This is a genomic window from Kibdelosporangium phytohabitans, from assembly GCF_001302585.1.
In the GTDB taxonomy this organism is placed as follows: Bacteria; Actinomycetota; Actinomycetes; order Mycobacteriales; family Pseudonocardiaceae; genus Kibdelosporangium; species Kibdelosporangium phytohabitans.
Genome location: NZ_CP012752.1, coordinates 1,164,708 through 1,189,500, shown reverse-complemented (window position 1 = coordinate 1,189,500; position 24,793 = coordinate 1,164,708). Strand labels below are relative to the sequence as shown.

The following is a 24,793-nucleotide window of genomic DNA, read 5'->3' as shown; positions in this document are numbered from 1 at the left end:
ACGCTATGACCAGCACCTATGTGACGCGCCACCTTCGCCAGGCGCCTGGAGAAGGTAGTGGCGGCGATATGGCGGGCCCTCCACCAGCCATCCACAGCTTGGTGGACCGTGTGCGCGAGCTTCGCGCGGAGGCACAGCGTTCCGGCCAGCAGCCGCCGGGACGGCCGGCGCTGATGAAGAAGCTGGAGGACATTGGTGCTACCGAGCACCAAATCAAGATGGCGCTGCGGTACCTGGTCGACGAACCGACTTCGAGCACTGCCGGGCGCGACATCAACGAGTCACATGGAGGTGTCTCTTCTCCAGTTGACCCAACGACCACCAGCCTGGAGTCCGCTGGAGCGAACCGCTCCAGGCCACCGGTGAGGCCGTGGCCACTACTGGTCATCGGGCTGGCCGCTGCCATCTCCGTGTGGTCTGGCTGGGTGGGCCTGGGACAGTTGGCAGGGTTTGGAGTGATCCAGCCGTTGCCAGGCTTGTGGGATGAGCTTCGCCTCAACTCAGCTATCGTTCTGCCGATCTCGGTCGAGGCATACGCCGCGTACGCCATGAGATGCTGGCTGACGTCTCGGTTGATCAGCCACAGGGCGCGCAGATTTGCCCGGTGGTCAACACTCATCAGCCTGCTGGTCGGTGCGGGCGCACAGGCTGCCTACCACGTGATGACCGCTGCGGGTATTACCAGAGCGCCGTGGCCTGTAACCGTTGTGGTGGCAACGGTGCCTGTGCTTGTCCTAGGTCTAGCTACTGCGTTGGCAAGCCTGATAGGTAGGCCTGATGGAAAGTCGATCTCTGGTGTTGGAGGGGGAGCAGAAGTCGAGTCCTCAGACCCTCGTGTTCATGCCGAGGAGAATGACGAAGCAGAACGGTAGGTACTACGAAGTCGCGAACGCGGCACGCACGAAGTGATCTGCCCACCGTTTGGAGCGTGTCAGGGCCGAAGTACGCGGTCCTGACACGCGAAGAGTTCCTCAGTGGTGGGGGTCCTGTGCATGGACCCACCACCACGGTCCACCGTGGAGTGCATTGCACGTCTGCCAGCGCCCGATGGGATCCGTCCCTGTCAAACAGGTGGAGCGTTACTAACCGGTGGCAGGCCCTCGCGGCCGACCAGCCCAAGATCGTTGAACCGCACCACCCCGCCGAACTGGACTCCGTCGCCGCGGTCCGCGCCTGCCCTGATCCACGGCGACCCACGTGATTGATTGGGCTTTGGCCCGGAGCCGGCATTACCTGGGTTGACACCGCGTTCATGGTGCTCAAGTTGTTCGAGGCAGGACACACCGCCCACGACGCGGAGGCGTGGGGGCGGACGCTGCTGACCTGGCCGACCGATGACCATACGGTGACCGCCTAGGCGGTGTCCATCGCCGGTATGTGGCCACCTGGGTCAGTGACGGGCGTGCGTGCGGAGATCGCCCGAATCTACATGGCTTACCGCCTCGAACAGTCAACGAGGAGTCAGACTGACTACCTCGCTCCGTTCGGCTCGGCGCGTCGTCGTAGTGGCACAAATGCCGGGAGTGCCAACGTTGCCGCCTTATGGTCATCCAACCCAGGGTCCGGTGGATTGGCATGTCGCGGGCGCTGCAACCGCGGGCTGGCGGCTCATATGTACCGCCGTCTGGTGGTGTGGGTGCTGACGGCGATCGAGATGGTGTTCGGTGGGTGCATGCGTGACGAGAAGACCGCTGATGATTAGGACAGCGCGGTGACAGCGGTCTTGGGGTCGAACTCTCCATCTCGCACACCACGTTCGAAGGACCACCACTCACTTCGGTCGTACACTAACGTGACAGCAGTCGCCGGGTCATGGACGGTCCAGGCGTTGGGCTGGGTAGTTACGATGACTGCGCCGTTGGAGTTGGTGAAGTCGCCGTTGATCACTTCGTCGAGCCACAGCGACCAGTGTGCCTCGGTAAAGCGGATGACAGGACTGTCGGGGATCTTCGAGTGGCGGATCTCAACGCCATCGCTCGTGAAGTCAACCTCGACGCAGCCATTGCCTTGATCACTGTAGGTTGACTTGCGCCACCCGGCGCGACGTTTAGGAGTGGACATGGTTACCTCCGAGGTCGTCAGGCAGCTGTGACCAGGCGCGATTGGATCGCGTCGCGGGTCGCCGCAGGTGACAGTGCGACTTCGCGCAGGCGTTCAATGGTGCGAGTATACCCGGCTACCTGATCTTGGTTGCCCACGTACACGGCGCCATCAACGTGCTCGAGGTACACGATCGACAGCGCGTCCACGAAGTCGAGTGCGATGAACGGACCTGCCAGGGCATCGTGACGTCCGATGCGAGTGGGTAGTACCAGCATCTCGACGTTGTCCCGCTTAGATACTTTGATCAAGTGCTTGAGCTGGGCTTGCATCACCTCCGGACTACCGATCGGCCGGTCGAGGACCACCTCCTCGAGGACTGCGGTGAGGCGCAGCGGGTTTCCCTCATCGAACAGGCGCCGTTGCCGTTCCAGTCTCAGTTTGACCTTGCGCTCGTTGTGGTCCGGCGGGACTCGACCATGGCCCGCAGTGACTCCGAGGGCGTACCCCTCGGTCTGCAGGAGGGCCGGGAGCACCATGGGTGAGTACCAGCAGGCGTGGCTGGCGAGGCCTTCCAGGCCGACGAAGGTGCGCAACCAGTCGGGGACGACGTCAGTCCATGGCGCCCACCATGTCTGTTCGCCTGCACGTCCCGCTAGCGATGCGAGTCGATCAATATCTGCCTGGTCTGCACCATAGAACGTCATCAACGCGCGGACTTCGGAGGGTTGCTGCTGGTTGCGACCACTTTCCATATGGTGGATCTTGCCGGGCGAGCATCCGATCGCTCGCGCGGCCGCGGCGATCCTTACACCTGCTCGCTCGCGAAACGCGACCAGTTCGACACCGACCAGCCACCGCACGGCCGAGGGATCGTCGCGGTCCGCCACCTTTGCCGTCCTCTCCATGAGTCGACGCTCCTGCAGGTATCAGTCTGCACTGGTTACAGCCCGCGTACAGCGACAGCACACGATTGGTGTATAGACCTACGTAAATTTTTACGTACGATCTAACTGTACGGTTCGTTGAACCGTAGCCGACCTAGCGGTTGACCCTCAGCGGCCCGCGACGTGCACGACCGGTCGCTAGCGCCCTGTCCGCCGGGTCGCGAGATGGAGCGCGCCTCGTTCGACCCGGAAAGTAACGGCACTGGCCTGCTCCGCCATCTACCGGCCGACGGGAGTAGAGATGGACCAGCTGGGCCAGGTGCGGAGCATTCCTGCGACAGACACGAACGAGCTGGGTACAACCATCGACAACAGACTGTCTACTCAGAACCACCATGATGGCTCCCCCTATCGGGAGCAGGCCATGCCATGAGCACGCCGCAGCAACCTGACTGGTCGAATGACCCCCTCGCTGAGGGTATTCGCCGTCACCTTCAAGGAGCATCCAACACGATGTGGGATGCCGGACAAGACCCTGTTGACTCGGCTATTGATCATGTTCTGCGCAGTGGAAAGTGGAGTCTCCAGCCGTCGATCGGGCTTGGCGGGGTTGAGAACTCACTCGTACGACGCCTCGGCCAGTACACCGATGTAGTGTCCATTCCAGACATAGGTGATTTCACACTGGCGCGTATCAGCGGCGGGCCGCCACTGGGACGCCCGCGTTGCACAGGTCTTGTGCTGTGGTGTCACCGCGTGCCTGCGCTTGTTGCCGCTGAGTGGCTACTCGGGGACACCGTGGACGACCGGGAACTGGTCGAGTGGACCCGGCGTTCTTCGCCACTGCGGGATCCATGACATGCCCGGACATCCCTCGACGTCCGGCGATTTCCAACACGCCAATGCTCCAGACGATCACGGTCTGCACGGACAATCGCGCCCAAGCTTCTGGCCCAGCTGATCCCTGTATGCAGGCTCTGATAGGGCACAGCTGAAACCGCGAAAAGCGCCAGGCAAGCCAATCGTCGCGGCGATCGACACCGCCGAAGTGCTGGAATCACTGCAGAAGCGCCATCGATGATGACCGCATCCGTTACTACCACGAACAACGGCACTGTCCAGCACGGTTCTGCACGTCGGTGCCAACGATCGCCCTACTGGACAACCGCAGAACGGTGCGTTTAAAGCATGCGCACCAACAGTCAAAGCGTGGTGGGCCACCGCAATGCCACAACACCACTGATCAATTCAACGCGGTCCACCGGAGACATCGATCCACTCGCCACCGTCACCACACAGGACAGCACATGCCAACAGAACTCGTGAACGAACAACAAACTCAGCGGACTACCAAGCGGCAGAACCGTACCCGCCCCGCCCCGAGTCGACCGCCAACCAGAACGCCTATGTCGTATCGGGGATCTGAGGACCTTGGCCACCTGACGTCGAATTCAGCCCACAGGGTTGCCGCAACGATAGAGCCTGGGTCTGACGCTGAACTAATTGACTCGGTGCGCAAGGGCACTGCCGCGGCCTTTGGACAGCTCTACGAACGGCATGTCGGAGCCGCGTACAACCTCGCCCGCCAGCTGACCCGTCACCAAGCCGACGCCGACGACTTGGTGTCCGAGGCGTTCGCCAAGGTAATGAACACCCTGTGGACTGGTAAGAAGACGAGCACGGCCAAAGAGGCAGACAAGCCGCAAGCCCGGCGTGGCCCCGATTCCGCTTTCCGAGCCTATCTGCTCACTGCGTTGCGCCACACCGCCTACGACAAAACCCGCCGTGACAAGCGCGTCGAGCTCTCCGACGACGTCACCACCGTGTCCGGGGCCGACGCGGCTGTCCCGTTCTCCGACACGGCCGTAGCGGGCCTGGAACGCTCGCTCGCCGCGCGGGCGTTCGCGCGACTACCGGAGCGCTGGCAGGCCGTGCTGTGGCACACGACGGTCGAAGGCCTGTCGCCTGTTGAGGTTGCGCCCATCCTCGGCCTGACGCCCAACGGCGTGAGCGCGCTCGCCTACCGGGCCCGGGAAGGCCTGCGTCAGGCATACCTGCAGGTGCACCTGGCGGAATCGACGAGCGAACGCTGCAAGGCCACCGCGGAACGACTCGGCGCGTGGACCCGCGACGGTCTGTCCAAACGCGAGACCGCACAGGTCGAGGCCCACCTCGAGGAGTGCGAACGCTGCCGGGCGCTCGCCGCCGAACTGGCCGATGTCAACAGCGGCATGCGGTGAATGGCGGATCAACCTCCTCACCGGCTGCGAATGTGATCGCTTGTCTGACAGGCCATCTGACGCTCTCAACCATCGAAAGGGTTCGGTGTGCCGGTGTTCAATCTCGCGTTCGAGCGGTTGCTCACGTGCACTTAGGTCACTGAGGAAGGCTCCTTCGATTGTCACGGTCGGAATGTTCCCGGCGGTGTGCGGCGGTGGCCGCGGTGAGTGCGCTGAACCACGCGCTGCGGGCGGCGCAGGATGCCTTCGGGAAGGCCTCTAGTGGTACTGGTAGAACGATCTCGATGCGGTCGGGGTGGGACAGCGCACTGCGAGGGGTGGACGTCAGGACTACTACACGCGAGGCACGTTCTTGCGCTTTGACGGCGAAATCGACGACCTCGGGTGTGCATCCACTCTCGGAGACGGCGATAAGGATATCCCGGGCAGTGATAGCACCCAGTAGACCGTGTGCGGCGTCGGTGGCGTGGATGAAGCGAGCGGGAATCTCGTGACTGGCGAGGAGGTTCGCTCCTCCGCTGGCCAGGTCTCCCGACGTACCCACACCCGTGGTGATCACCGTGCCCCCGCCGTCGGCGATGAGCGCGACCACCTTGAGGAATGCCGGGTCCACTTGTATGTCGCTGATAGCGTTGCGGCTTGCGCGCAACACTTTCTCGGCAGCGGCTGTCGCTGTCGACATAGGACATGACAGCTCGTTGGACGTCGTCATCGGCATGAATCTCCATCATGAGGGCAGGGATGTTGTGTCGAGTCGTGGCTGGGTCTGCGGCCAGTATGTGATCGCATTGGTTGTCAGATCTGGTATCCCCGTTCAGGTAAGCAGGTTGAGCACGGGTTCGCAGAGGAAGGCCTGGTTGTACTGCGGGGTCTCCCAGGTCGTGAGGATGTTCAGCTCGATCAGGCGGCGGGTCACGTTGCTGGCAGACCTCGCCGTCACCTTGTACCGCTCTTGGATCGCCCGGTGGTTGATCACTGGGTATCCGATCAGGTCAATGAGAACTTGACGAGTTGTGTGCGACATCGTTGCCGTGTTGGCGAACTCGTCGGCAAGATCATTCAGTCCGCTGATCAGGGTGAGTTGCGCGTTGGCCTGGTCGCGGATGGCGGTGGCGACGTATTCGATCCATGGGTGGATCAGGCCGGTGTCGACCACCGTACGGATCTGCCTGTGGTACTCGTCTCGGGTGCTATCGAACCAGACCGACAAGGGCAGTATCTGGTCGTGCAGTAAGCCTTGGCGTATCAGGTGCAGCATGGTTGATTCGCGGGCCATGTGCGCGTTGACCGTTGCGGGGAAGGGGGCGAGTACTTCCAGTTGGTAGTGGGTGATCGCGAGGTGGGCGACTCTGGGCTGGCCGTGGTCGCCGCCGGCCCAGTTCGACAGCTGCTCCAGCCCGTCGAGCAGGTGTGGCCCGACCGCGGTGACCAAGTACGGCCCGGTGAGCTCGTCGCCCAGCAGACTAGGCCCGCTGCGCAGGGTGTCGACGATTGCCCGGTCGGTCTGTCCTGTCATGATGGCGCTGAGCTCGATCATCAGGGCCGCGTCGACGGGTGCGCCAGCTCGGATGCGGCGGATGCCGTGATGGTAAGTCCGTAGGTAGGGCGTCACCCGGGGAAGCAGGTCGGGGCGTTTCACAGATCCTTGCGAGGCCCATAGGTCCGCGACCAGTATCTCCTCAAGGCCAAGGTGAAGTCCGTCGAGGCTGGCTGAGCTCTGGGCATCACGCAGTTGGGTGCAGCGCACCAGGCTGCGTTCTGTGGGAAGCAGTGTCGCTGTGGCGTCTAATTTGCCGAGTGCGTGCTCGGCCTCAGCCACGAGGCGGTAGGTCGTCGGCGGCAGGAGAAGATTCGTGGGCAAGGGCGGTGGCACGAAGGCGCCTTCACGACGCAGATCTACAGGAACACCGGGGATGTCGGGAACCGGTGCCCAATGTCCCTCGGGCATGGGTGGAATGTGCATGCTCGTACCAGTCGTCGTCGGAGTCAGGCTGCCAATCAGTCACGTGTGGCTCACGTGCTCATGCTGGTGGGACCTTGGTTTCTTCGGTTGGCTCGCATGTGCCGTACCGGCACACCTGGGTTACTCGGTCATTGGCGGTGGCTTGCGTCGCCGTGTCCCGTCGATGCATCCGCGTCACGTGCCCTTCTGCTTCCTCAGCTCCTGGGCTTCCCGCTGTGCACGCTCGTTGCCCGCCTTCACGATCCGCTCGTGAAGGGCCCAATCCCGGTTTATGGCCGCTTCGGCGGCAAGCTCGGCTGCGGGTTTGATCCACGCGGTTGGGTTCGTCTCGCTGTCCATGTGGACTACTGCCTGTTCTCGCGTTCGGCGCGGGCGGCGTCGCCTTCCCGGTCGGCTCGCTGGGTAGCCAGTCGCATGATCCGGCGGTATGCGGCTGGATCGTCGTCGTCCCATGCGTCCTCGGCCAGCGACGCGGCGTCCTTCATCCATTGCTCGGGCTCGGATCCGGTCATGCGATTCGGGTGTCCTCGAGGTTCGTGGGCATCACGCCGTCGTCACGGGCCAGCGACGAAGCGGCGGGCTTTCGTTTCGTGCAAGGTGTGGTTGCGGGGCTTGACGCCGGGTGCAGTCATGGCTCGTGCGATGGTTGAGCAGAGCTCGGACACGCCGCGAACGGATATGTTCCTCCGGGCACGGCTTAGGGTGAGTCGCGGTGGGTTCCGCCGTCAGGCTCGTCCCAGACTTCGTCGACCTCGGTTTCGTGATCGATTTCCGGCAACGTCGCGTTCACGGCCGTAGCGAGCAGTTCGCGGATTCGGTCCGCTGCGGCCTCGTCCTCGTCGAAAACGATCTGCAGCGCATCACTGAACTGCCTGCGCGCCCGCGAGTGCGAGCCAGACAGCCACAAGGAGCGTCCCAGAAGCACCCGCAGCTCGGCGTGCTGCCGGGCTGTGGTCTCCGGCAGCTCGTCGAACGCGTCCAGCGCCCGAGTCAGATAGTCCACGGCGGTGTCCGGACGGTGCGCCTGCAGCATCACCGCCCCCAAGTGCCGCAGATCGTGGGCAACGTCCAAAGGCCGGTGATGACGCACGTGTATGGCCAGCCGGCGGGCAGCGCAGTCGATCACGCGGTGAAGCCGTCCCCGCGCCTGGAAAATTCGGGACAGTGAGTTCAAAGCCCTCACGTGTCCGTCGGGGTCATCCAGTCGCCGCCAGATCGCCAACTCGCGCATGGCCTCGGTTTCCGCGACGCGGTGATCGCCGCAGGCGAGGAAAAAGGCAGCGCTCTTGCGGAAAACCGCTGCCATCACGCGAGAACTCGGCAAACTAACAGCCGACCTCTGCCCACAGTCGCGCAACGCGGCACACCACACCGCGTCTGTTGTTGTGGGAACGATCGGCCAGATCCGCACCAACAGTTGTGCCGCCGTCTCGGGCTCGCCGTTGGCCACTGCATCCTGGACGGTTGCGAGGATCTGTCGCCGGTTGTCGTTGAACCATTCCACGACATCCTCGACGGTAGAAAACGGCGAGCCGATCAGGTTCTCTGGACTGTACTCATCGTCGTCAGGGGCCTGGCCGAGAGCACGCCGCACGTGGAGCGCGTCCCCCAGAAGAACCGACACTGCATGCCTGGACTCTCTGATCACGGTACCTCTCCTCACTGAATATCGACGGTGTGTCACCACGGCCCAGGAAGGTCACAGCCGGTGACACCGGACATAGCTCGCGCTGGGCTTGTCTGGTCGTTGCTGAGCTTGTGTAGGAGGAGGTGGGGTGTTCGGGACCACCGGGGCAGCGGCGGGTTGGGGATGGATCGTCGGCGGGCACGGTGTCATCGAGTAGCGTCCGGTGCCGCACGGACAGCGTGATGTTCCAGAGTCCACAGCCAGTCGCTGACACGTGGACTACGTTGTCCCCGCCACCAGGTGATAGCCGTCTCTGCCTCATCCCAGAGCCGGCGCAGTCCGTGCTGGTGGGCCCAGTAACGATCTGCGGTGCCCTTTACGTGCCGGACGATCGCGGCAGCGCCGGACACCGGGTCGTGGAGCCAGACACGGGCGTACGGCCGTGTAGCTCCCGGTGGGTCCATGCCACCGATCACGGAGGGCATGGCGATCGCCATGGCCAACCGGCACCCGGGATCATCCCAGGCGTGCACCGGATCGCTCTCGGCGAATCCTTCACGCTGGTCGAGGTCGATGAATGTCTCGTCGATGCGAGGATCTGGATCGGCGTCGGGGCCGAACCGATTGTGTCCGAGGTCGGACGCGGCGATGGGGAGCACACGGCCCAGTGCCCTGCCGTGCGGATCGACGACGAAGCGCACGACGAGGCTAATTCCCAGACCGACGTCGATGGGGGCGACGATCACGCCACCGGCCCGGCACCGCGATACCCATTCGGGCGAGGAACCCCGCAGTGGCACCGCGACCGTGGTGACTATCCGGTCGAAGTCGCCGTAACTGGGAGCCGCCGCTCCACCATCTCCGCGCACACAGCGGATCTGGCCGTAGTGGCCAAGCCGAGTTGCGCTGTCGGCGTGCAACACGGGATCGGCCTCAACAGTGACGACCTCACCTCGGGATCCGACGCGTTCAGCGATCATGGCTGTGGACCAACCGGTTCTGGTGCCGATCTCCAGCACGCGGTGCCCAGAGTCGACATCCAACGCATGCAGCATCGCCCCAAGGGCCGATGGCCGCGGGGATGCGCTGGTGACCGTTTCCCCTATGGTTGGCCATTCTTCTTCGCCACCGTCGAACTGGGTCACGATGAGACAGTCCTGGCAGACGGCCGTAGCCCACCGCTGCACGTCGGCCTGTCGGTCCACCGGCTGGCCGTCAACCCAAACTCTGTCAGGCAGATACGTCGCGCGATCAACGGTGCGCAACAACGTGGCAAACCCATCCGGAAGCGGACCTGCGGACGTCACGTTCTGAATGAGGACGTCTGGTTGAAAGCCTGCGGAGTCCATTGTGAACCTCTGTCAACGGTAAGGACGACGCCATCACGGAAAAGGGCACCAATCCTGATCGTCGCGCTACTGTATGGGCTGATGCGAACGTCACCAGCTCCATCACCGTGCCCTGAGGTGAAAGCGACGTCGCACTCAGTGGACTTCGTATTGACACACCTGCGCGCCGCGCGTTGCATCACGACCGGGCGTACCCTCCGCGTCAGCACACGTCGAACGTTCGAAACGTGATCTTGTCCGGCGAGATCGTAGGCGTCTAGGAGGTTCCGGCTGCATGTCCTGGACAAGATGACGCGGGCAGGCCGCGCACGGTGGAACTCGCCACGGGGCGACATCAGGGCCGCGTGCGGCAGTGGACATCGCCTTCCTGTTGCGACGTGACCATCGGAGCCGAGCGGCGCCCGCGATCAACCAGCGCCGTCGGGGCACTGAGCGGGTGCCAGCAACTGCGCCTACGTGGGCGATCCCAGCCGTGGTGATGCGGTAGTAGCGAGTCCGCGGCCGGCACGGCTCGTCCGTATGGCGAGTCCCCCAGTGCGCACGCACCAGTCCTTGGTATTGAAGCTTGAGGAGAACCGGGTAGGTACTGGGCGGCAGCCATCCTGTGAGAGCGTGGATATGCCAGCCACAGAGTGCCGCGTCGGGATGAGCGTGCAGTACTCGCAGCACGGCGTGCCGTTTGACCGCCATCGATGTTCTTCGCCTACTCATTGTCGCGGGCACCGGGGCCGAACAGGATGCGATCCAGCACGGCACGCCCTGCTGGAAAGTGACTAATGAATAGCAGGATGACCATGCCTGGCCAGAGCATCGCGCACGCCATGGTGACCGCTACGGGCTGTCCGACTTCCGACCACTTTGATCCTGAAGTCCACTTACCGCGTGTGGCCGCCGACACGACGGCGCCGAGGTAACCGCCGATCACAATGTAGGTGATGGTGAAGCTTGGAGGCATGGGAAACTGGTTCCTTTCGTAGGTTTGTCGTCCGCTGTAGATGGTGTTGCGGTCGGCGATCGTTCCTCGATGCAGCGGTGCTGGCGACGGTGCCGGGATCGTCAAAGGGCTGTCCAGCATGCTTTCGGAGCCGCCAGCGGCCTGTGTCGCGGTGACCGCACACCTTGGTGGACCGTCACGTGGCGCGGTGACTCGTGGATCCGAGCACGATGCGGCTGAGCATGTCTGGTCCATCCGGAATATAGGTGGCTATCAGCAACACGGGGGACGCCGGCCACAGGATGGCGACGGTCACGGCGACCGCGGTCGCTCGGCGAGGACGAGATCGCAGCAGCGGCAGGATCGCCTCGCGCAGGGTCACGGCGGAGAGTATGGCGATCGCGACGTACACGGCGATGATGGTTCCATCCATGGCGTGTTCCTTTCGTGCAGGTGCTTGTGCTCTGTATGGAGAGAGGGCAGCGGTGTGCGGGTCAAGGTTTGGGGCTACTGGAGGGTGAGGTCGTCGGCAGGCCAGCGGGGGCGAGAGGTACCGGCCTGTTGATCACGCAGATGGTGCACGTGTGTGCGGTCGCGGGTGGATTCGGGCAGGTGCAGGTCGCAGAGCGCGATCGCTTGGGAATAGGCGTGGTCGGCGAGGGTGGTGTCGCCGCGCTGGGCGTGGGCCTGTCCTTCGATCGTCAGCGCGTGCACGCGGTAGCGGGGTGTCGCGTCCGATATCGCTGTGCTCTTGATGAGGCGTAGGGCGATCAGTGCTTGTATCGGTTGTCCAGTGCGGAGGCGAGTCTCGGCCAGATGGGTGAGCGTCCGGGCGTGCGTCAGGTGGTCGCCGGTGCCGTCGAGCAGTCGTGCCGCCTCGTGCAGGTGCTGGATCGCCAGGTTGTAGTCGCCGGTCGCGGTATACACTCGGCCCATCCGGCGCCGCCACAGTGCCATCCGCCGTGTGCTGCCGGATTTCTGCTCAAGGGGCAGCGCGGCAGTGAGATCGGCCAACGCCGGATCGGATTGTCCCGCAGCGAGGTGCGCGTGAGCGCGGGCGGACAGCGCCATCGCCTGGACACCGCTGTCGCCACACGTACTGGCCTGATGAACAGCGTGGGTCGCTGCGGCGATCGCGGACTCATGGCGCTGACGAACGGACTCGGCGTAGGCGAGGCGGGCGTGGAACACTGTTTCCAGCAGATGCGCACTGCGGCGAGCGGCGTGCACACCCACCCGCAGGGTGTGCACGAGGTCGTCGGAGTATGTCGCACGGAGCGGATTCCACACGGCCTCGGCAAGCTGATAGACCAGGTCGTCCCAACCCTCGTCGGACGCAACCTGCTGGGCGGCAACGATATTGCTCTGCGCGTGTGCCCACCAGGTGTGCGCCGCCCTGGCCGTTGGGAACGGATGTGCTGTGAGGCCCTGATAAACCGGGCTGTACCGACGCGAGTGTGGGTTGATCGCCACGTCCGCGGCGGCGGCGTGGGTCAGATACCAGGCAATCATCGCCCGGCGAACCGGATGTGCCGTGGTGACGTATTTGGAGAGGCCATGCCCATCCAGGATGCGGTGGTACCGGTCGACACCGATCGGCAGGAGCAGACCCTGGGCCACCAGGTCGGCGAGTCCGCGACGGACCTCGTCGAGGGCCTGGTGGGTCGCGGCGGCCAAGGGCACCGCGGTGATCTCGGCACCTGGGTGCAAGGCCACCAAGTGCTCAAGGCCGACGGTGGGTTCGCGGTTGCTGGTCACGACACGGATCCCGTTGGTCGAGTTCGTCCTCCGGCGCCGACAGCGGCTGATCGGAGGGCACCGGTGTGCGCCCTACGTCGGATGGTGTGGCTCATGGGGTCCACCTCGTCGCGACGGCGCCACCTGTACGCAGGGCGTGAGCTGTGTCGCGGTGCACGGCGGCAGCCATGTGGTCGCCCTCGGCGGTGCGGAGTTCGGCGACGGCGTCGTGGCCGCGGGCGATGTCGGCGGCGGATCCACAGGCAGCCAGCGCTGTCATCGCTGACCGCAGCTCGGCCACCGCTGAGCTCTGTGGTCCATTGTGGATGTGGATCAATGCAAGCACGAGGCGGGCTCGTGCGACCCCGATCTCATCCGGGACAGGCAGCCGCGTCAGAAGTGACGTGGCACGTTCGGCGTGTTCGATAGCAACTGGCTCTCCGAGGTCGGCCATGACGGCGGCCAGGTGGGTGAGGATCACACCTTCGGTGCGTGGCTGGTGCAAATCCCGCACCATGTTCCACGCGTCTCCGAAACAGGCAGATGCCTCAGTAAGCAGTCCGGCCGCGACGTGCAGCATGCCCCGGGTTCGGTGCAGGCCGGCGGAGCGCAGGTCGTGGCCGATGGCGCTTTCTCGCATACGTTCGATCTCGGTGTCGGCGGGACCAAGGTGACCGAGCCGGATCAGCGTGCGGGCCCTGCGTTTGCGCATCTGGAACTCGATGTCGGGGGCACGGAGGGCGTGGGTGGCGCGCACGCCGAGCGTGTGAATGTCCGCTGCGGCACGGTAGTCGTGAAAGTACAGATACACAGCATGGAGGGCGTCGGCGAACTGGAGCGCGGCGTGCCACTGTTCCTTCTGTTCCGCGGCCTCTGCCCAGCGCAGCATCTGGTTGCGGTAAGTATCCAACCACCGCAGTGCGACTTCACGATCGGTCAGTCCGTGAGGAAGGAGGAATCGGTCGCCGCGGTGGTCCGGCTCTGTGATGAGCGGTAGATGAGGCAGCACCGCACGGGTCGCGACGTGCACCGCGGACACGCGCCACCGCATCGCGCGCAGCCAGTCGTCTTTCCGGGTCGACGGTGAACGCCATGGCTGGGCCACGGCGAACGCGTGCGTGCCCACGACGGGACGCAGTCGAACGTGCCCCTCGCCGACCGCGGTCAGGAGACCTGCCCGGGTCAGCACGTCGATCGCGTCGCGTGCCGCGTCCGCGCTGGTATCCAGCGCGACGGCCAGAAGGTCGGCGCAACAGACCGTTCCAGGCGTGCGTCCGACGTATTGATACACGTCGGCTGCGGGAGGTGGCAGGGCCTGGTATGCGACGTCGAGCACGGCTCGCACGGCACTCGGCACGGAGACGTCTACGAACACCGGGGACGTGACATTTCGCAGGTGCGCGTCGATCCACGCCAACCCAGAACAAGCACCGGAGGTCACCAGTCCGGCCGCGATGCGCAGGGCCAACGGTGATCCGCCCAAGGACGGCGCGAGTCGCGCAATGTCCTGTTCGGTCGCGCCGGCGTCCGGACCGAGATACTGCCGAAGCAGGTCCGACGAGCTGTTCTCGTCGAGCGGCCGGACACGGATGACGGTAGCGGCGTGCAGTCCGATCAGTGGCCGTCGACTGGTGACGATCACCCTGCTAGCGGATGACGAGGGGACGAGGTATGAGATCTGGTCGGCGGTCATGGCGTCGTCCAGCAGCACCGCCACTGCGCGCCCGGCGGTCAGTGTCCGGTACAGCACGGCGCGTTCGGTTGTGGTGTCCGGAATGTCGTGCCCGGCCACGCCAAGGGCGCGCAAAAACCGGTCGAGCACTTCGGTGGGCGACACGGGCTGCCCGGACGGTCCGGTCAGCTCGGCGTGAAGGTGACCATCGGCAAACCGGCCGGTCTCGGTCTGTTGATGGATCCATCGTCGGGCCAGCGCTGATTTGCCAATACCGGCGTCGCCGGTCAGCTGTATGACTGTGCTCCGCGCGGTGTCGAGCTGGGCCAGCTCGGTCATGCGGTGGCTGAACTCGGCGGGTGGCGGCGTCAGTTGCCATGGGACTGCTACCAGGTATCCCGTGTCATGCAGGCGTCGCTGACCGTCGACGTCCCCGGCTGTCCTGTACCGGCCGACCAGGGCGTCAGTGGTGGTACGTCGCGTGCAGCCGACCGTGCTCACCGCGGCGCCGAGCATGAGATCTGGGAATTCGGTTAGCGCATCACGGACGGTCGCCCTGCGGTGTGGGTTGTCGAGGACGGTGCGGCGGCCCTGTGCGTGGGACGGGGTGGTCCGTACGTGCAGTAGGTCCCGGACAATGTTCGTGTCGAGTTGGGCGTGCACGATCTTCTCCGCCCGGTAGAGGTGCAGAGTCAGACAGAGCTGCGCCCAGGATCTGGGGTGACTCAGTGCGGGATCAGTGGACCTCGACAACTTCGCCAGGTCAACGGTCGTGGTGTCGAGCTGTACCCCGGCCGAGGCGAACCGCGCGATTGTGGCGTCGGCGAGCGCGCTGGGTGTGGTGCCATAGAGTTCGGCGACCGCCGCGAGCCTTTGCGGAGACGGCAGTTCCGCACCGCTCTCGAAGGCAGCCACCGTGTCGAGGGACACGTCCAGAGCTGACGCGACGTCGGGTCGCGTCAATCGTGCCGCTTTGCGAGCCGTGTGCAGGATGTTGCTGAGGACAGCGGCGACCGTCATGTCCCAGTCGCTGGCGCTCAGGGTGTGGATGGTCATCGGTTCCCACCTTGCGTCATGTAGGCGATTCCGGCGTACGCCACGGTTTCGGTTCGTCCCACGAGGGTGGTGTCCGGTGCGGCCTGCCCCATGAGCTCCATCACGCCGGGAGCGTCGATGTCACCGAACCGCGCCAGCAGCCGCTCAACCTCATCCCGGCGCCACGGATCAGTCCATTGCGGCACGCATGCCTGCAGCAAACGGACATGCAGGTGATCACCTGCGGGCAGGGCCACGACCAGGGCGCTGCCGTCCGGCAGCGTGTCACGCAGGGCGTCGATCATCCCAGCGGTGGTTCGACCGTAGCCGACAGAAGCGAATGGCCCCGTCAACAGCACCAGGATCGGCCGGGACGGTCGGAACGTTTTCCACAGCACCGGGTGCCACATTTCCATCGGCACGTCGAGTCTGTCGACCGTCAGCAACTGGTGGACGCGACCGAAACTGCCCAGGAGATAGCGAGTCGTATCGATGTAGGGAACATCCTGGTGCTCGACGTACACCACACGGGCCCACCGACCCGCCTCCGATACCCAGGTGGGCAGACCACAGCCCAGAGCCAGAAGCTGGTAAATCTGGTCCCTGTTCCGGCGAAGCGTCGCTACCAGGTAGCGACCGATCGCCGCTGCGGCGGCGGCGGCGAATGGGTGCATCTGGATCAGCACACTCGCGAGCTGCCGATCGTGGGCGTTGTGGAGTGCGCCGTCCTGCCAGTAGTTGATGATCCGGCCCGGACACGGATCACCCCAGCGGAAGTCATAGTCGTCTGCCGCACTGGTCATCGGTCTGCCTCCGCCCGCCCGATCTGGGCCGGTTCGGTCGGCTGATCAACCGACCGCGATTCACCGTCCGCTGAGGACACGCTGCTAGCGCTGCGCAGTTCGGTGAGAACTTCCAACAGCAACTCGTGGTGATACAACACAAATGCACCCGACAGCTGTCCCCCACCCAGCGCATGGACGAGCTCGTCCAGAGCGGGAGTGTATGGACGGGTTCCAGCCATCACCGCTCGGTGAGCGTCGATCAAATCTGGAAGGTACCGCGTCAGGAAACGCATGTCCGGCAGTGCTCCGCCGAAGGCGTACTCGGCTTCGGTGCGCACGACCCAGTCCCACAACATCATCGTGGTGCTGTGCTGGGCGCCCACAGGACGCAAATGGAACAGGCTCACCATGTCGCGCGTCGCTGCGGGCACGGCCGGGGTGGTACTGACAATCGCCGCTCCGGCCCGGTGCAACTCGCGGACGCGCAGCGGGTGTACCTCCCGTAGCTGTGTGGCGAATATCAAAGCGATGCGGTCCTGCGGCCTGACCGGTCCACGGCATTGCACGGATATCCCGAGTACGCCGGTGACGCTGCGGATTCCGACCGCGGTGGCCACAGGCTGACTTGTTGGGCGGTGCAGCACCCATCGGCCCTCAGGCAGCCGCATGTGCTGCGCGTAGCCGGGGCTGGAGATGAGCGAGCAGTCCCGGTCGGCCACGATCAGAAGGCCGTCTCGGTCGACTCCGGGTATCCCTAGCGGGATCACCGGAACGGTATCGAGGGCGTGCCGTGCTGCGCCGGGCGCAGGACCGGCTGGCTGACGGGTGGAGCGGGCCGCGAAGGGCTGACTACGGAGTGGCATCGGTTCTCGCATTGCTACACAGACGATGGGGTAAGCAGGGCTCGGACGCGATCACATTGACTGATCAACTGCAGAGGCAGCTCGGTCCGGCTGCGCCACCGCCGTCGCAGCCAATGCATGGCCGCGACACGTTGCGCGGCCTGAAACCGATCGCGGGTAGTGGCGTCAACACCGAGCGCGGGCAGGACCTCCGCCCGCTGCTCGTCGGAAAACCGTCGCGCGGTCGGGTGTTCTACTCGATCGGCGGCGTCGCTGGCGAGGTCACTGCGTCCCGCGCCCGACCAATCGATCAGGTGCACCGTGTTGGCTTGGTCGTCCCAGAGCCAACAACCGAGGTTCGCGCTACCCGGCGACAGCACCTCATCGACGGGTCGGTTCAAGATCTGTGTGTCGTCAAAGTCGTGCCGCCACGAGGTCACCAGCTTCAGCACAACTCGAGATTCGTCGTCCCTACTTGCTGCGAGCTGGGTGGGCCATTGCTCCGCCAACCCTCGGGCGTAGCTGAGAGGCGAATCGGCGCGCGGTCGGTTCTCCAGAGGCCCCAGCGGCAGTCGCTGGACCCCCTGGACAACAGTCACGATCGACTCGAGGAGGGCTGCCGTCGGGGCGTGGATGGCTGATATCGGAGCACCGGGGAGCAAACCCATGACGGTGGCGGGTATCGGGCGATCCGAGTCGTGCCACAGAAACTTCGGAGTGTCGATTGCTGCGACTTCTGGCAGGTATTGCAGGGCCCGGACTTCTGTCCATGCCCGTCCCGGATTGTCCGTGTACAACTTCAAACACAGGTCGGGGCCCGTGGCGTCTGGTGTGGATGGTGGCACTGTCCAGGCGTAGCAACGGTCCTCCATACCCCACGGCAAGCGCCGCAGTCCAAACCCAGGCCTGTCGTAATCGAGTTGCTCGCGGTCGTTGCGACTGAGATGCCGCAGTTCGCGCACAATCGCCTTCGCCACGTCTCGCACAGCAAGTCCTTCGTCGACCGGGATCATGAGGAACGGCTGCGGCGCGGATGGGTCTTGTCCGGTCGGTGTCTTCCCGGCCGGAACGCCGGTTCGGACGCGCTGCCCGCCGGTCATGAGGTCCATATCAACGCGAGTGCAGCCACCAAGGTCACCGCCGCAACCGAGCGTCGCAGAACAACGGCACGCACCCGGTCGGCCACGACCTTGCCGACGGCGCCGCCCACGGCCATCGTGATCGCTAACACGATCGCGGTCGGCCACAGCACCAGATCCGATGCCGCGTACACCATCAGCCCGCACGTACTGGTGGTCAGGCAAGTCAGGTTCTTCACCGCGGCGATTTGGCGCCACGGCCACGGCGTGACCGCTGAACACAGCGCGAGAATCAGCACACCGACCGAGGCACCGAACATCCCCGCGTACGCGGACGTCGCCGCCACTCCAGGCACCAACAGCCGGTGACTGACCTGAGGCGAACGGTGTCTCCGCCTGGCCACTTCGTCGATACGTTTCCGCACGTGACCAAAACTCACCAACGCAACCACGGCGAAGATGAGGACGTAGGGTACCGCGACGCGGAATAGATCGCCCGTCACCAGTGTGGCCACCACAACCGCGCCTCCTATCGAGGCCAGCGCGGAAACAATCAGTGGAACAACCATGAGACGCGGAAGCGTTTTGATTTCCCACAAGGCACGGATAAAACTGGCGGGTGTCGCCGTAAGAACCGTCGCGTTCGCCATGGGCATCGGCACCCCGAACGAGCACATCACCAGGAACGGAATGATGCTTCCGGACGCTGCCGCGTAGTTCAGGACGCCGGCGGCGAGCCCGACGACCGCCATGACCACCAGGCGCAGTTCGGTCACAACTGGCTCCGGACCTGCACGTCGCGCAACGCTTGGTGCACGCGCGTGACGACTCGCTCACGGACGGCGAACCCGAGAACCGGATCTTTCCCGTCAAGCGGACCTGCCAGGAACGAATAGAGCTCCTTCGCGTCATTCTCAGGCAGGCACAAGGTGACCATTCGCGATGTCGTGGCCATATCGGCAATCCCCTCCGGACAGACGACAGCGACAGTCGCGTAAGGCAGGAAAAACCGTTTGAGTCGCCGTTCCGTCGAATCGAGGTGATCACTGTAATCCTCATACTGCCCCGAAAATAATCCGCCAATAGGTGCGAGCTGATAACGCCAACAACCACCCACGGTCGATCGACCGACGGCACTCCCAGCGCACTCCGCTGCCAACCTTTACGGTGCGTGCCCGCAATACCCCGAAGAACACTCGGCTTGGGGATTGACAACACATCGGCAGCGCGGGTCGAGGTCCTGCGAGAGGCGTGCGGCCCGGACATCAGCCGGCAGCCGAATACCAACAGTAGTCGGCCTCGTGTCTGGGTTCGGGCTCGACGAACGGCACCCTGCACACAGGCACCGCAGATGCCCCGCTTCCTTCCCATCACGGCACGACCTCAACGGATCCGCTGCTGGACACGGGTCGCGCCATGACGCGGTCGCGCAGCACCCGAGTAGCGGTCGCGTCGTCATGCCGTCCAACGCTGTCGTAACGATCGACAGCCAGGTCGAAGTAGCTAATGGCGACGTCCAACAATCCCGAAGTCTGAGCCTTTTGCCCCAGCGTTGTCGCGATCCGCGCGGCCGCAGCATCAGGCAGCGCGGTAACGGACTCCCGCACCACCCGGGCCAAGTACACACCGGCCTCGTCGGTGTTGTCGGCGATCAACGAGTGCGCCACGTAGGCGGTCGCGAGTAGCCCTTGTTCCTCAGCGGACGGCCCCCATGCCCAGGCCGACGAGACGGCTGCCGCCTCAAGACGGGCCTTCGCCTCGGTCAGGCGAGCTTCCACCTGCTTCGGGTCGATACGGACGCATGACCGGTCACCGAGCGGAGCGCGGCGCACCGCTTGACGAGCATGACGATCCGCGATCCAAAGATCCCGCACAGACTCGGCCAGGCGACCAGCGCGGCCACACATGTCGCCGCGGAGGTCGTAGGCCGCTGCGACACGATCGTGACTGCCGGTCTCAAGCGCGCACAGCAACGCCGAGGTCGCGGACTCGACCGCATCGTCGTACCTGTGCGCATCACTGAACGCCCGAGTCCGGCATGCCCACAGGTCAGCCATCCGTTCCTGGGCGGCTGCCGACTCTGCGTCCTGGGCCACGGCCAGCGCGGCCGCCGCGTGGTCGAACTTCCCCAGAACAATCCACATGCGACTTAGCACGGCGGCGAGGCGGGACGCGTGCGAGACCCAGCCATGTTCCCATGCGATCGCCAGCCACGTCTGGGCCCGCATCCCTTGTCGGTCGGACCATTGCCGTACCGGGTCGAGATCTACGGAGGTGACCGACAACGTACTGCTCTGCGGATCATTGATGTCCCCAGAAACGCTCAACACTCCAACGAGCTGGGTAACGAGGTCATCGAGCACACCGTGCGCGATGCTTACTCGGCCGCCGTGGGACTCCGGCAGGACAGTGACGCCATGCCCGTCCCTCGTTTCGAGGTACCCGGCCGCGTCCAACTCCTCGACAATCGCGTCGGCCACCTCAACGGGCACCGCAGTCCCACCGGCTGAAGCATCCAGAATCGACTGCACGCCCGACAACGAAGTGGCGTACGGGTCGAGATTCGAACTGCGCACGTGCTCTACCACGCGCCAGGCCCTCACCGAGAGCCCATCTCCGGTCATCGACAATTCCCTTTCACGCGCGGACTGTGACCCGGTGGGGACGGGAGCACTGCCGCCTGCCTCACAGGTAGCTCTCAGTGGGCCCCAAGACCATCAGGCCACGGATCTCGTGCGCGACATCATTGGGACCGCCCGTTCAAGGTCGCCCGGTGAGGGCACAGCGAGTTAGCTTCGGTCCGATGCCGTGCCGCCGCTGGGTCGTCGCCGATACTGGCGTAGAGCTCCGCCAGCCCGTCATGGGCTCTGGCCAGGTCCGCCCGGGAACCACACTCGGACAGGACCTTTACGGCATGATGCAATTCCCGCGCAGCTTCGTCAGCTCGTCCGGTGTGGACGCAGATGATTCCGAGCGAGATCGCGGCCCTTGCCGCGTTCGCCTTGTCCGGTGTGGGCAGCTCGGAAAGGATCTGTTTAGCCTGCTGGGCGTGCTCGTAGGCGACATCGATGTGCTCACCCTGAGCCTCCACATCGGCGATGTGAATCAAGATCAGTCCGATAGCGCGGCGGCGTCGCAGCTCATCCAAGATTTCCCATGCGTCCATCAACGGCAGCAGGGCGAGGTCGGGGCGTCCCGTACTGGCGTGCAGCATGCCCAAGGTCTTCAGCGCGCTGGCTTCCCACCGGCGGTTCCCGGCGTCCCGCGCGCTAGCGAGCATGCGGGCGATCTGCTCATGCGCCTGCCCGGTCTGGCCAAGTCGGATCAGTACACGCGTGTGACGTTTGCGCATGTGAAACTCAAGGTTCTCGTCTGGCAGCGTCATCGCGGCGCGCAGACCCATTTGGTAAACCTCAGCTGCCGCACTGTATTCCTTGTATAGCAGGAAAACCCCGTGTAGAGCATCCGCGAGCTGCAACACAGTGCGCTGCTGTCGCAGCTCCTGCGCGATGGTGGCCCAGGCCAAGAGCTGGCCGCGGTTGGCCTCCAACCATGTCATCGCGAAGCGCCGGTCGCAGATCTGCGGCGGCAAGACGACGTCGTCGTCACGTTCAGGAGCGGCGACCGCCGGCCTCGCGGGCATCACGGCACGCACCGCGGCGTGAGCGGTGTGCGTGTACCAGGCCAGCATCCGCTGCTGCAGTTGAGCTGGCGGGGTCCGTGGTTCGAGCTCGACGATGGTCCGTGCGTGGGCGTGGACCAGCGAATGCATCTGGTACTCGTTGTCACGCAGCCTGGTCACTAGGCTGGCTTCTTCCAACGCGGTGATCGCGTTCTGCGCACCAGAATCCGGGATCCCCAGCGCGGTGGCCACCAGCTCGACCCGAAACCTGATACCCCGATGCACACCGAGCGCATGGTAGGCCTGAGCGGCTATCGACGGCAGCGTGCGGAAGCTGCTGTCCAACACAGCCCTGACCCGCAGATCGTCCGCACTGGACAGCAAGTCGATTCGAGATTCAGCGGCAGCCAGGCTCCGCGCGGTCCACTCCAACGCCCCGTTCGATTCCGGCCGTGCCATGGTCATCGCCGCCGCGACACCCAACGCCAACGGCAAACCACCCACCGTCTGAGCCACGGCACGCGCGGCGTCCACTTCCGCCTCGACCCGGTCGGCGCCCAGGTACTGGCGCAGCAACTCGATCGCGCAATCCTCATCGAACGAACGCACCTGGACACGGGACCCGCCGATCGCCAACAAACCGATCAGCAACTCGCGACAGGTCACCAGCACACAGCTCAACGGTGACGACGGCAGCAACTCGCGCACCTGCGTCGTCGATCGGGCGTCGTCGAGCACCACCGCCATCGCACGGTCGGCCGTCACACTTCGATACAGCCCGCGGCGCTCAGCCAGCGTCTCGGGCACCTCGCTCGACGGCACCCCCAAAGCTCGCAAGAACGCGCCCAGCACATCCACCGGATCCACCGGATCGCCGCTCGGCGCGGTCAACTCCGCGTGCAAAACCCCATCGGGAAACCGGTCCCGCTGCCCGTGCACCCAGCGACACACCAACGCTGTCTTGCCGACCCCACCCAACCCTGTCAGCGCCACGATCCTGCTCCCATTCGCCTTCACGCCAGTCTCGCCCCGCAAAGCGCTGTCCAGCGCTGCCAGCTCACGGCCGCGATTGACGAACAGCATGGGCGGCGCCGCGACCTGCCGCGGGATGACCGCAGGGCGGGATGGACCGTGGAAATGAACGTCACCATGAACCGTCCCGGCCTGAACGAACGCCCCCGCAAGTTCGCCACTCATGTCCATTCGGAGGTCGTGAATCGCGTGAAGATCCGAGTCCACGGTCGCGCCGACCGGTCCGTGATCGAACGCACCAACCGTTGGTATTGGGTCCATGTCACTCGCCGTCAACGATCGCTCCACGAAGCCGATCGCCCTCGTCCTGGTGCGTGTCAACACCTTCACCGGCTTGCGGGTGCCGCAACGGGCTCGTGCGAACGTACTGACCCTGTGCCACGCGCTGCAACGTGCCGTCGCGTCCGAGGTCCGCTAGGGTGTTCGCGACCATTTTGCCCGTGGCTTTCACGCCATGAGTGGCCAGCCTGGCTCTTACTTCTTGCACGGAAACATGTTCGCCGGGCAGGCACACGCGCATTACCGCTCGCCGCAAAGGCAGCTCGGCGTAGTACACTCCGCACTCGCCGCACACACCGGAGCCGATTGCCGACGTCAACACCGTCCGGCAGGCATCGACCAGTTCGCTCGGCAGACGCACCTCCAGTCCAGGATTGGTCTGCCGAACGGTCACCATGGCGGCGGCCAAGCGCTGCAACTCGTTCACCAGCCCCGGAATGTCTGTCGTCAGTTCGGTCACGGCATCCCGTCTCGTTGTGCCCGGTCAGCAGCAGACATCAGCCCGCGTGGCAAGCTCGGTGGTGGACTCGGTGTCCTGCTTCGTGATCTCCTCACGTTCACCTTTCGCCTTCTTCGGGTTGGTGTTCTTGGCTGTCAAGCGCGCGAGGATGTACGACGTCGACGACCGCGAGACCGCAGCGCATACAAGCGTCGCCTTGGGGTTCCGGCGTATGGGGGAGGATGGTGATCTCCGGCGGCGTGTGCACGACTATCGGATCGTTGTCAACCAGCACACACATGGCTGCGGCCTGGTACAGCGCTCGAATCATGGTTCGCCACTTAACCGGGGCCGTCGACGTCATCGCGGCCTCAGCGAGCCAAGGCCCAAGCCCGTTTCTGAGCGCGAGGAGCGCGGCACGCGCCGCCGTCTCCTCCGCTGCCGGAGCATCGGAGGGTTGCGGGTTGTTGAAATCGCCCGGCGGCGGGAGCACATCGTCCCTGCGCGGCGCGCGCCGCAACGGCCAGGGAGGCCTTGTGTTGTCACTCATGGCGCAGTCCCATGCCAACTCCTCCGCACCTCCATGGCACTTCGCGGCGTCGCCTCGCAGGTTGTCCAAGTGAGATGAACGAGATGTCCACGAGAAGACTCCCGGGTTGACGTTCGGTGCAGGCGCAGGGGATGTCATGACGAATGTCCTTTACAGACGGAACGCATGCCGGATAGCCGCACTTTGGTCGCAGTACGCACTGCAAGATGCAACCTGGCAGCCATGAATGACGTCCGGGTGTACTCATATCCGGCGGAGCACATGACACTGCCAGAAGCCGCGTGTATCTGGACTGGGCACGGCCGTTACTCCCCGGTTGACGAAACGATGTGGATCACCACCAACCCTTGCATCAGTTGGACCTCGCCACACCTGCGACACCGATCGACAACGCACGGGTTTGCGGGCAGCCTTGACCTGCGGAAACGGCCTACCGATCGCTGATTACCCGCGTTTGTGGGTAATCACCCACCCACAGCCGTGGGTACTATGCCCAAGCTGGTCGTGGACGTGGATAAGGGACACTTGGATGGGACGGTCATCAACAGCGCCATCTGGACACGCTCGCCGGTCGGCATCGACAAGCCCGTCAGCGCGAGGGCGTGAGCTGGCCCGCGAGGGTCGCGAGCTGGCAAAGCAGCTGGGGTCCGTTAAGGCGGCTGCGGTCGAGCTCGTCAATCG

Annotated in this window: 21 protein-coding genes and 1 pseudogene; 2 read left to right on the top strand and 20 right to left on the bottom strand. The window is 64.6% G+C overall.

From position 1 onward, the window contains the following. Positions 1-5 precede the first annotated feature (5 nt). Positions 6-872, top strand: a complete 867-nt coding sequence (locus tag AOZ06_RS55905) for a hypothetical protein (protein ID WP_157232856.1) — start codon at positions 6-8, stop codon at positions 870-872. An 826-nt stretch (positions 873-1,698) separates the two neighbouring features. Here the strand turns inward: AOZ06_RS55905 and AOZ06_RS52985 are convergent. Continuing rightward, positions 1,699-2,061, bottom strand: coding sequence for a DUF397 domain-containing protein (locus AOZ06_RS52985; RefSeq protein WP_063809971.1), 363 nt, complete (start codon positions 2,059-2,061; stop codon positions 1,699-1,701). A gap of 17 nt (positions 2,062-2,078) precedes the next feature. Then, positions 2,079-2,930, bottom strand: coding sequence for a DUF5753 domain-containing protein (locus tag AOZ06_RS05320; protein ID WP_157232855.1), 852 nt, complete (start codon positions 2,928-2,930; stop codon positions 2,079-2,081). A 1,403-nt stretch (positions 2,931-4,333) separates the two neighbouring features. On the opposite strand from AOZ06_RS05320, the pseudogene AOZ06_RS05315 reads away from it, so the two are divergent. Continuing rightward, positions 4,334-5,164: pseudogene (locus AOZ06_RS05315) on the top strand (sigma-70 family RNA polymerase sigma factor); the annotation flags it as partial. A gap of 139 nt (positions 5,165-5,303) precedes the next feature. On the opposite strand, the gene AOZ06_RS05310 reads toward AOZ06_RS05315, so the two are convergent. The 18 genes from AOZ06_RS05310 to AOZ06_RS05240 form a co-directional block, all read right to left on the bottom strand. Beyond that, positions 5,304-5,879, bottom strand: coding sequence for an SIS domain-containing protein (locus tag AOZ06_RS05310; protein WP_054288397.1), 576 nt, complete (start codon positions 5,877-5,879; stop codon positions 5,304-5,306). A gap of 102 nt (positions 5,880-5,981) precedes the next feature. Continuing rightward, positions 5,982-7,115, bottom strand: coding sequence for a Fic family protein (locus AOZ06_RS05305; RefSeq protein WP_169798865.1), 1,134 nt, complete (start codon positions 7,113-7,115; stop codon positions 5,982-5,984). A 189-nt stretch (positions 7,116-7,304) separates the two neighbouring features. Next, positions 7,305-7,469 carry a hypothetical protein gene (locus AOZ06_RS55900; protein WP_157232854.1) on the bottom strand — a complete coding sequence of 55 codons (165 nt, stop codon included), beginning with the start codon at positions 7,467-7,469 and terminating at the stop codon, positions 7,305-7,307. A 5-nt stretch (positions 7,470-7,474) separates the two neighbouring features. Beyond that, positions 7,475-7,642: a hypothetical protein gene (locus AOZ06_RS55895; RefSeq protein WP_157232853.1), complete on the bottom strand. Its 168-nt coding sequence runs from the start codon at positions 7,640-7,642 to the stop codon at positions 7,475-7,477. Between the two features lie 185 nt (positions 7,643-7,827). Further along, positions 7,828-8,778: a tetratricopeptide repeat protein gene (locus AOZ06_RS05300; protein WP_157232852.1), complete on the bottom strand. Its 951-nt coding sequence runs from the start codon at positions 8,776-8,778 to the stop codon at positions 7,828-7,830. A 185-nt stretch (positions 8,779-8,963) separates the two neighbouring features. Further along, a complete protein-coding gene (locus AOZ06_RS05295) occupies positions 8,964-10,106 on the bottom strand; it encodes a methyltransferase domain-containing protein (RefSeq protein WP_054288394.1) in 1,143 nt (380 codons plus the stop codon). Positions 10,107-10,809: 703 nt separating this feature from the next. Beyond that, positions 10,810-11,181: a hypothetical protein gene (locus AOZ06_RS05290; RefSeq protein ID WP_157232850.1), complete on the bottom strand. Its 372-nt coding sequence runs from the start codon at positions 11,179-11,181 to the stop codon at positions 10,810-10,812. Positions 11,182-11,236: 55 nt separating this feature from the next. Continuing rightward, positions 11,237-11,473, bottom strand: coding sequence for a hypothetical protein (locus tag AOZ06_RS05285; RefSeq protein ID WP_054288392.1), 237 nt, complete (start codon positions 11,471-11,473; stop codon positions 11,237-11,239). A 74-nt stretch (positions 11,474-11,547) separates the two neighbouring features. Next, entirely contained in the window at positions 11,548-12,717 is a 1,170-nt protein-coding gene (locus AOZ06_RS05280) for a tetratricopeptide repeat protein (RefSeq protein ID WP_157232849.1), read from the bottom strand. A gap of 172 nt (positions 12,718-12,889) precedes the next feature. Beyond that, positions 12,890-15,505: a helix-turn-helix domain-containing protein gene (locus AOZ06_RS05275; protein ID WP_054288390.1), complete on the bottom strand. Its 2,616-nt coding sequence runs from the start codon at positions 15,503-15,505 to the stop codon at positions 12,890-12,892. After that, positions 15,502-16,287 carry an SAM-dependent methyltransferase gene (locus tag AOZ06_RS05270; RefSeq protein ID WP_054288389.1) on the bottom strand — a complete coding sequence of 262 codons (786 nt, stop codon included), beginning with the start codon at positions 16,285-16,287 and terminating at the stop codon, positions 15,502-15,504. The genes AOZ06_RS05275 and AOZ06_RS05270 overlap by 4 nt, the downstream gene beginning before the upstream one ends. Then, the gene (locus AOZ06_RS05265) at positions 16,284-16,988 is read right to left on the bottom strand and encodes a hypothetical protein (protein ID WP_157232848.1); all 705 of its coding nucleotides are present in this window, start codon (positions 16,986-16,988) and stop codon (positions 16,284-16,286) included. Before AOZ06_RS05265 ends, AOZ06_RS05270 begins: the two co-directional genes overlap by 4 nt. 158 nt (positions 16,989-17,146) lie before the next feature. Next, positions 17,147-18,124, bottom strand: a complete 978-nt coding sequence (locus AOZ06_RS05260; protein WP_157232847.1) for a phosphotransferase — start codon at positions 18,122-18,124, stop codon at positions 17,147-17,149. An 83-nt stretch (positions 18,125-18,207) separates the two neighbouring features. Next, entirely contained in the window at positions 18,208-18,966 is a 759-nt protein-coding gene (locus AOZ06_RS05255; protein WP_054288386.1) for a sulfite exporter TauE/SafE family protein, read from the bottom strand. Beyond that, complete coding sequence (locus AOZ06_RS55885; RefSeq protein ID WP_157232846.1) at positions 18,963-19,145, bottom strand: hypothetical protein; 183 nt, start codon at positions 19,143-19,145, stop codon at positions 18,963-18,965. Before AOZ06_RS55885 ends, AOZ06_RS05255 begins: the two co-directional genes overlap by 4 nt. A gap of 415 nt (positions 19,146-19,560) precedes the next feature. After that, positions 19,561-20,814, bottom strand: a complete 1,254-nt coding sequence (locus tag AOZ06_RS05250; RefSeq protein WP_157232845.1) for a hypothetical protein — start codon at positions 20,812-20,814, stop codon at positions 19,561-19,563. 119 nt (positions 20,815-20,933) lie between these two features. Continuing rightward, positions 20,934-23,120, bottom strand: a complete 2,187-nt coding sequence (locus AOZ06_RS05245; protein ID WP_157232844.1) for an NB-ARC domain-containing protein — start codon at positions 23,118-23,120, stop codon at positions 20,934-20,936. Continuing rightward, positions 23,107-23,583, bottom strand: a complete 477-nt coding sequence (locus AOZ06_RS05240) for a hypothetical protein (protein WP_054288383.1) — start codon at positions 23,581-23,583, stop codon at positions 23,107-23,109. Before AOZ06_RS05240 ends, AOZ06_RS05245 begins: the two co-directional genes overlap by 14 nt. Positions 23,584-24,793 lie beyond the last annotated feature (1,210 nt).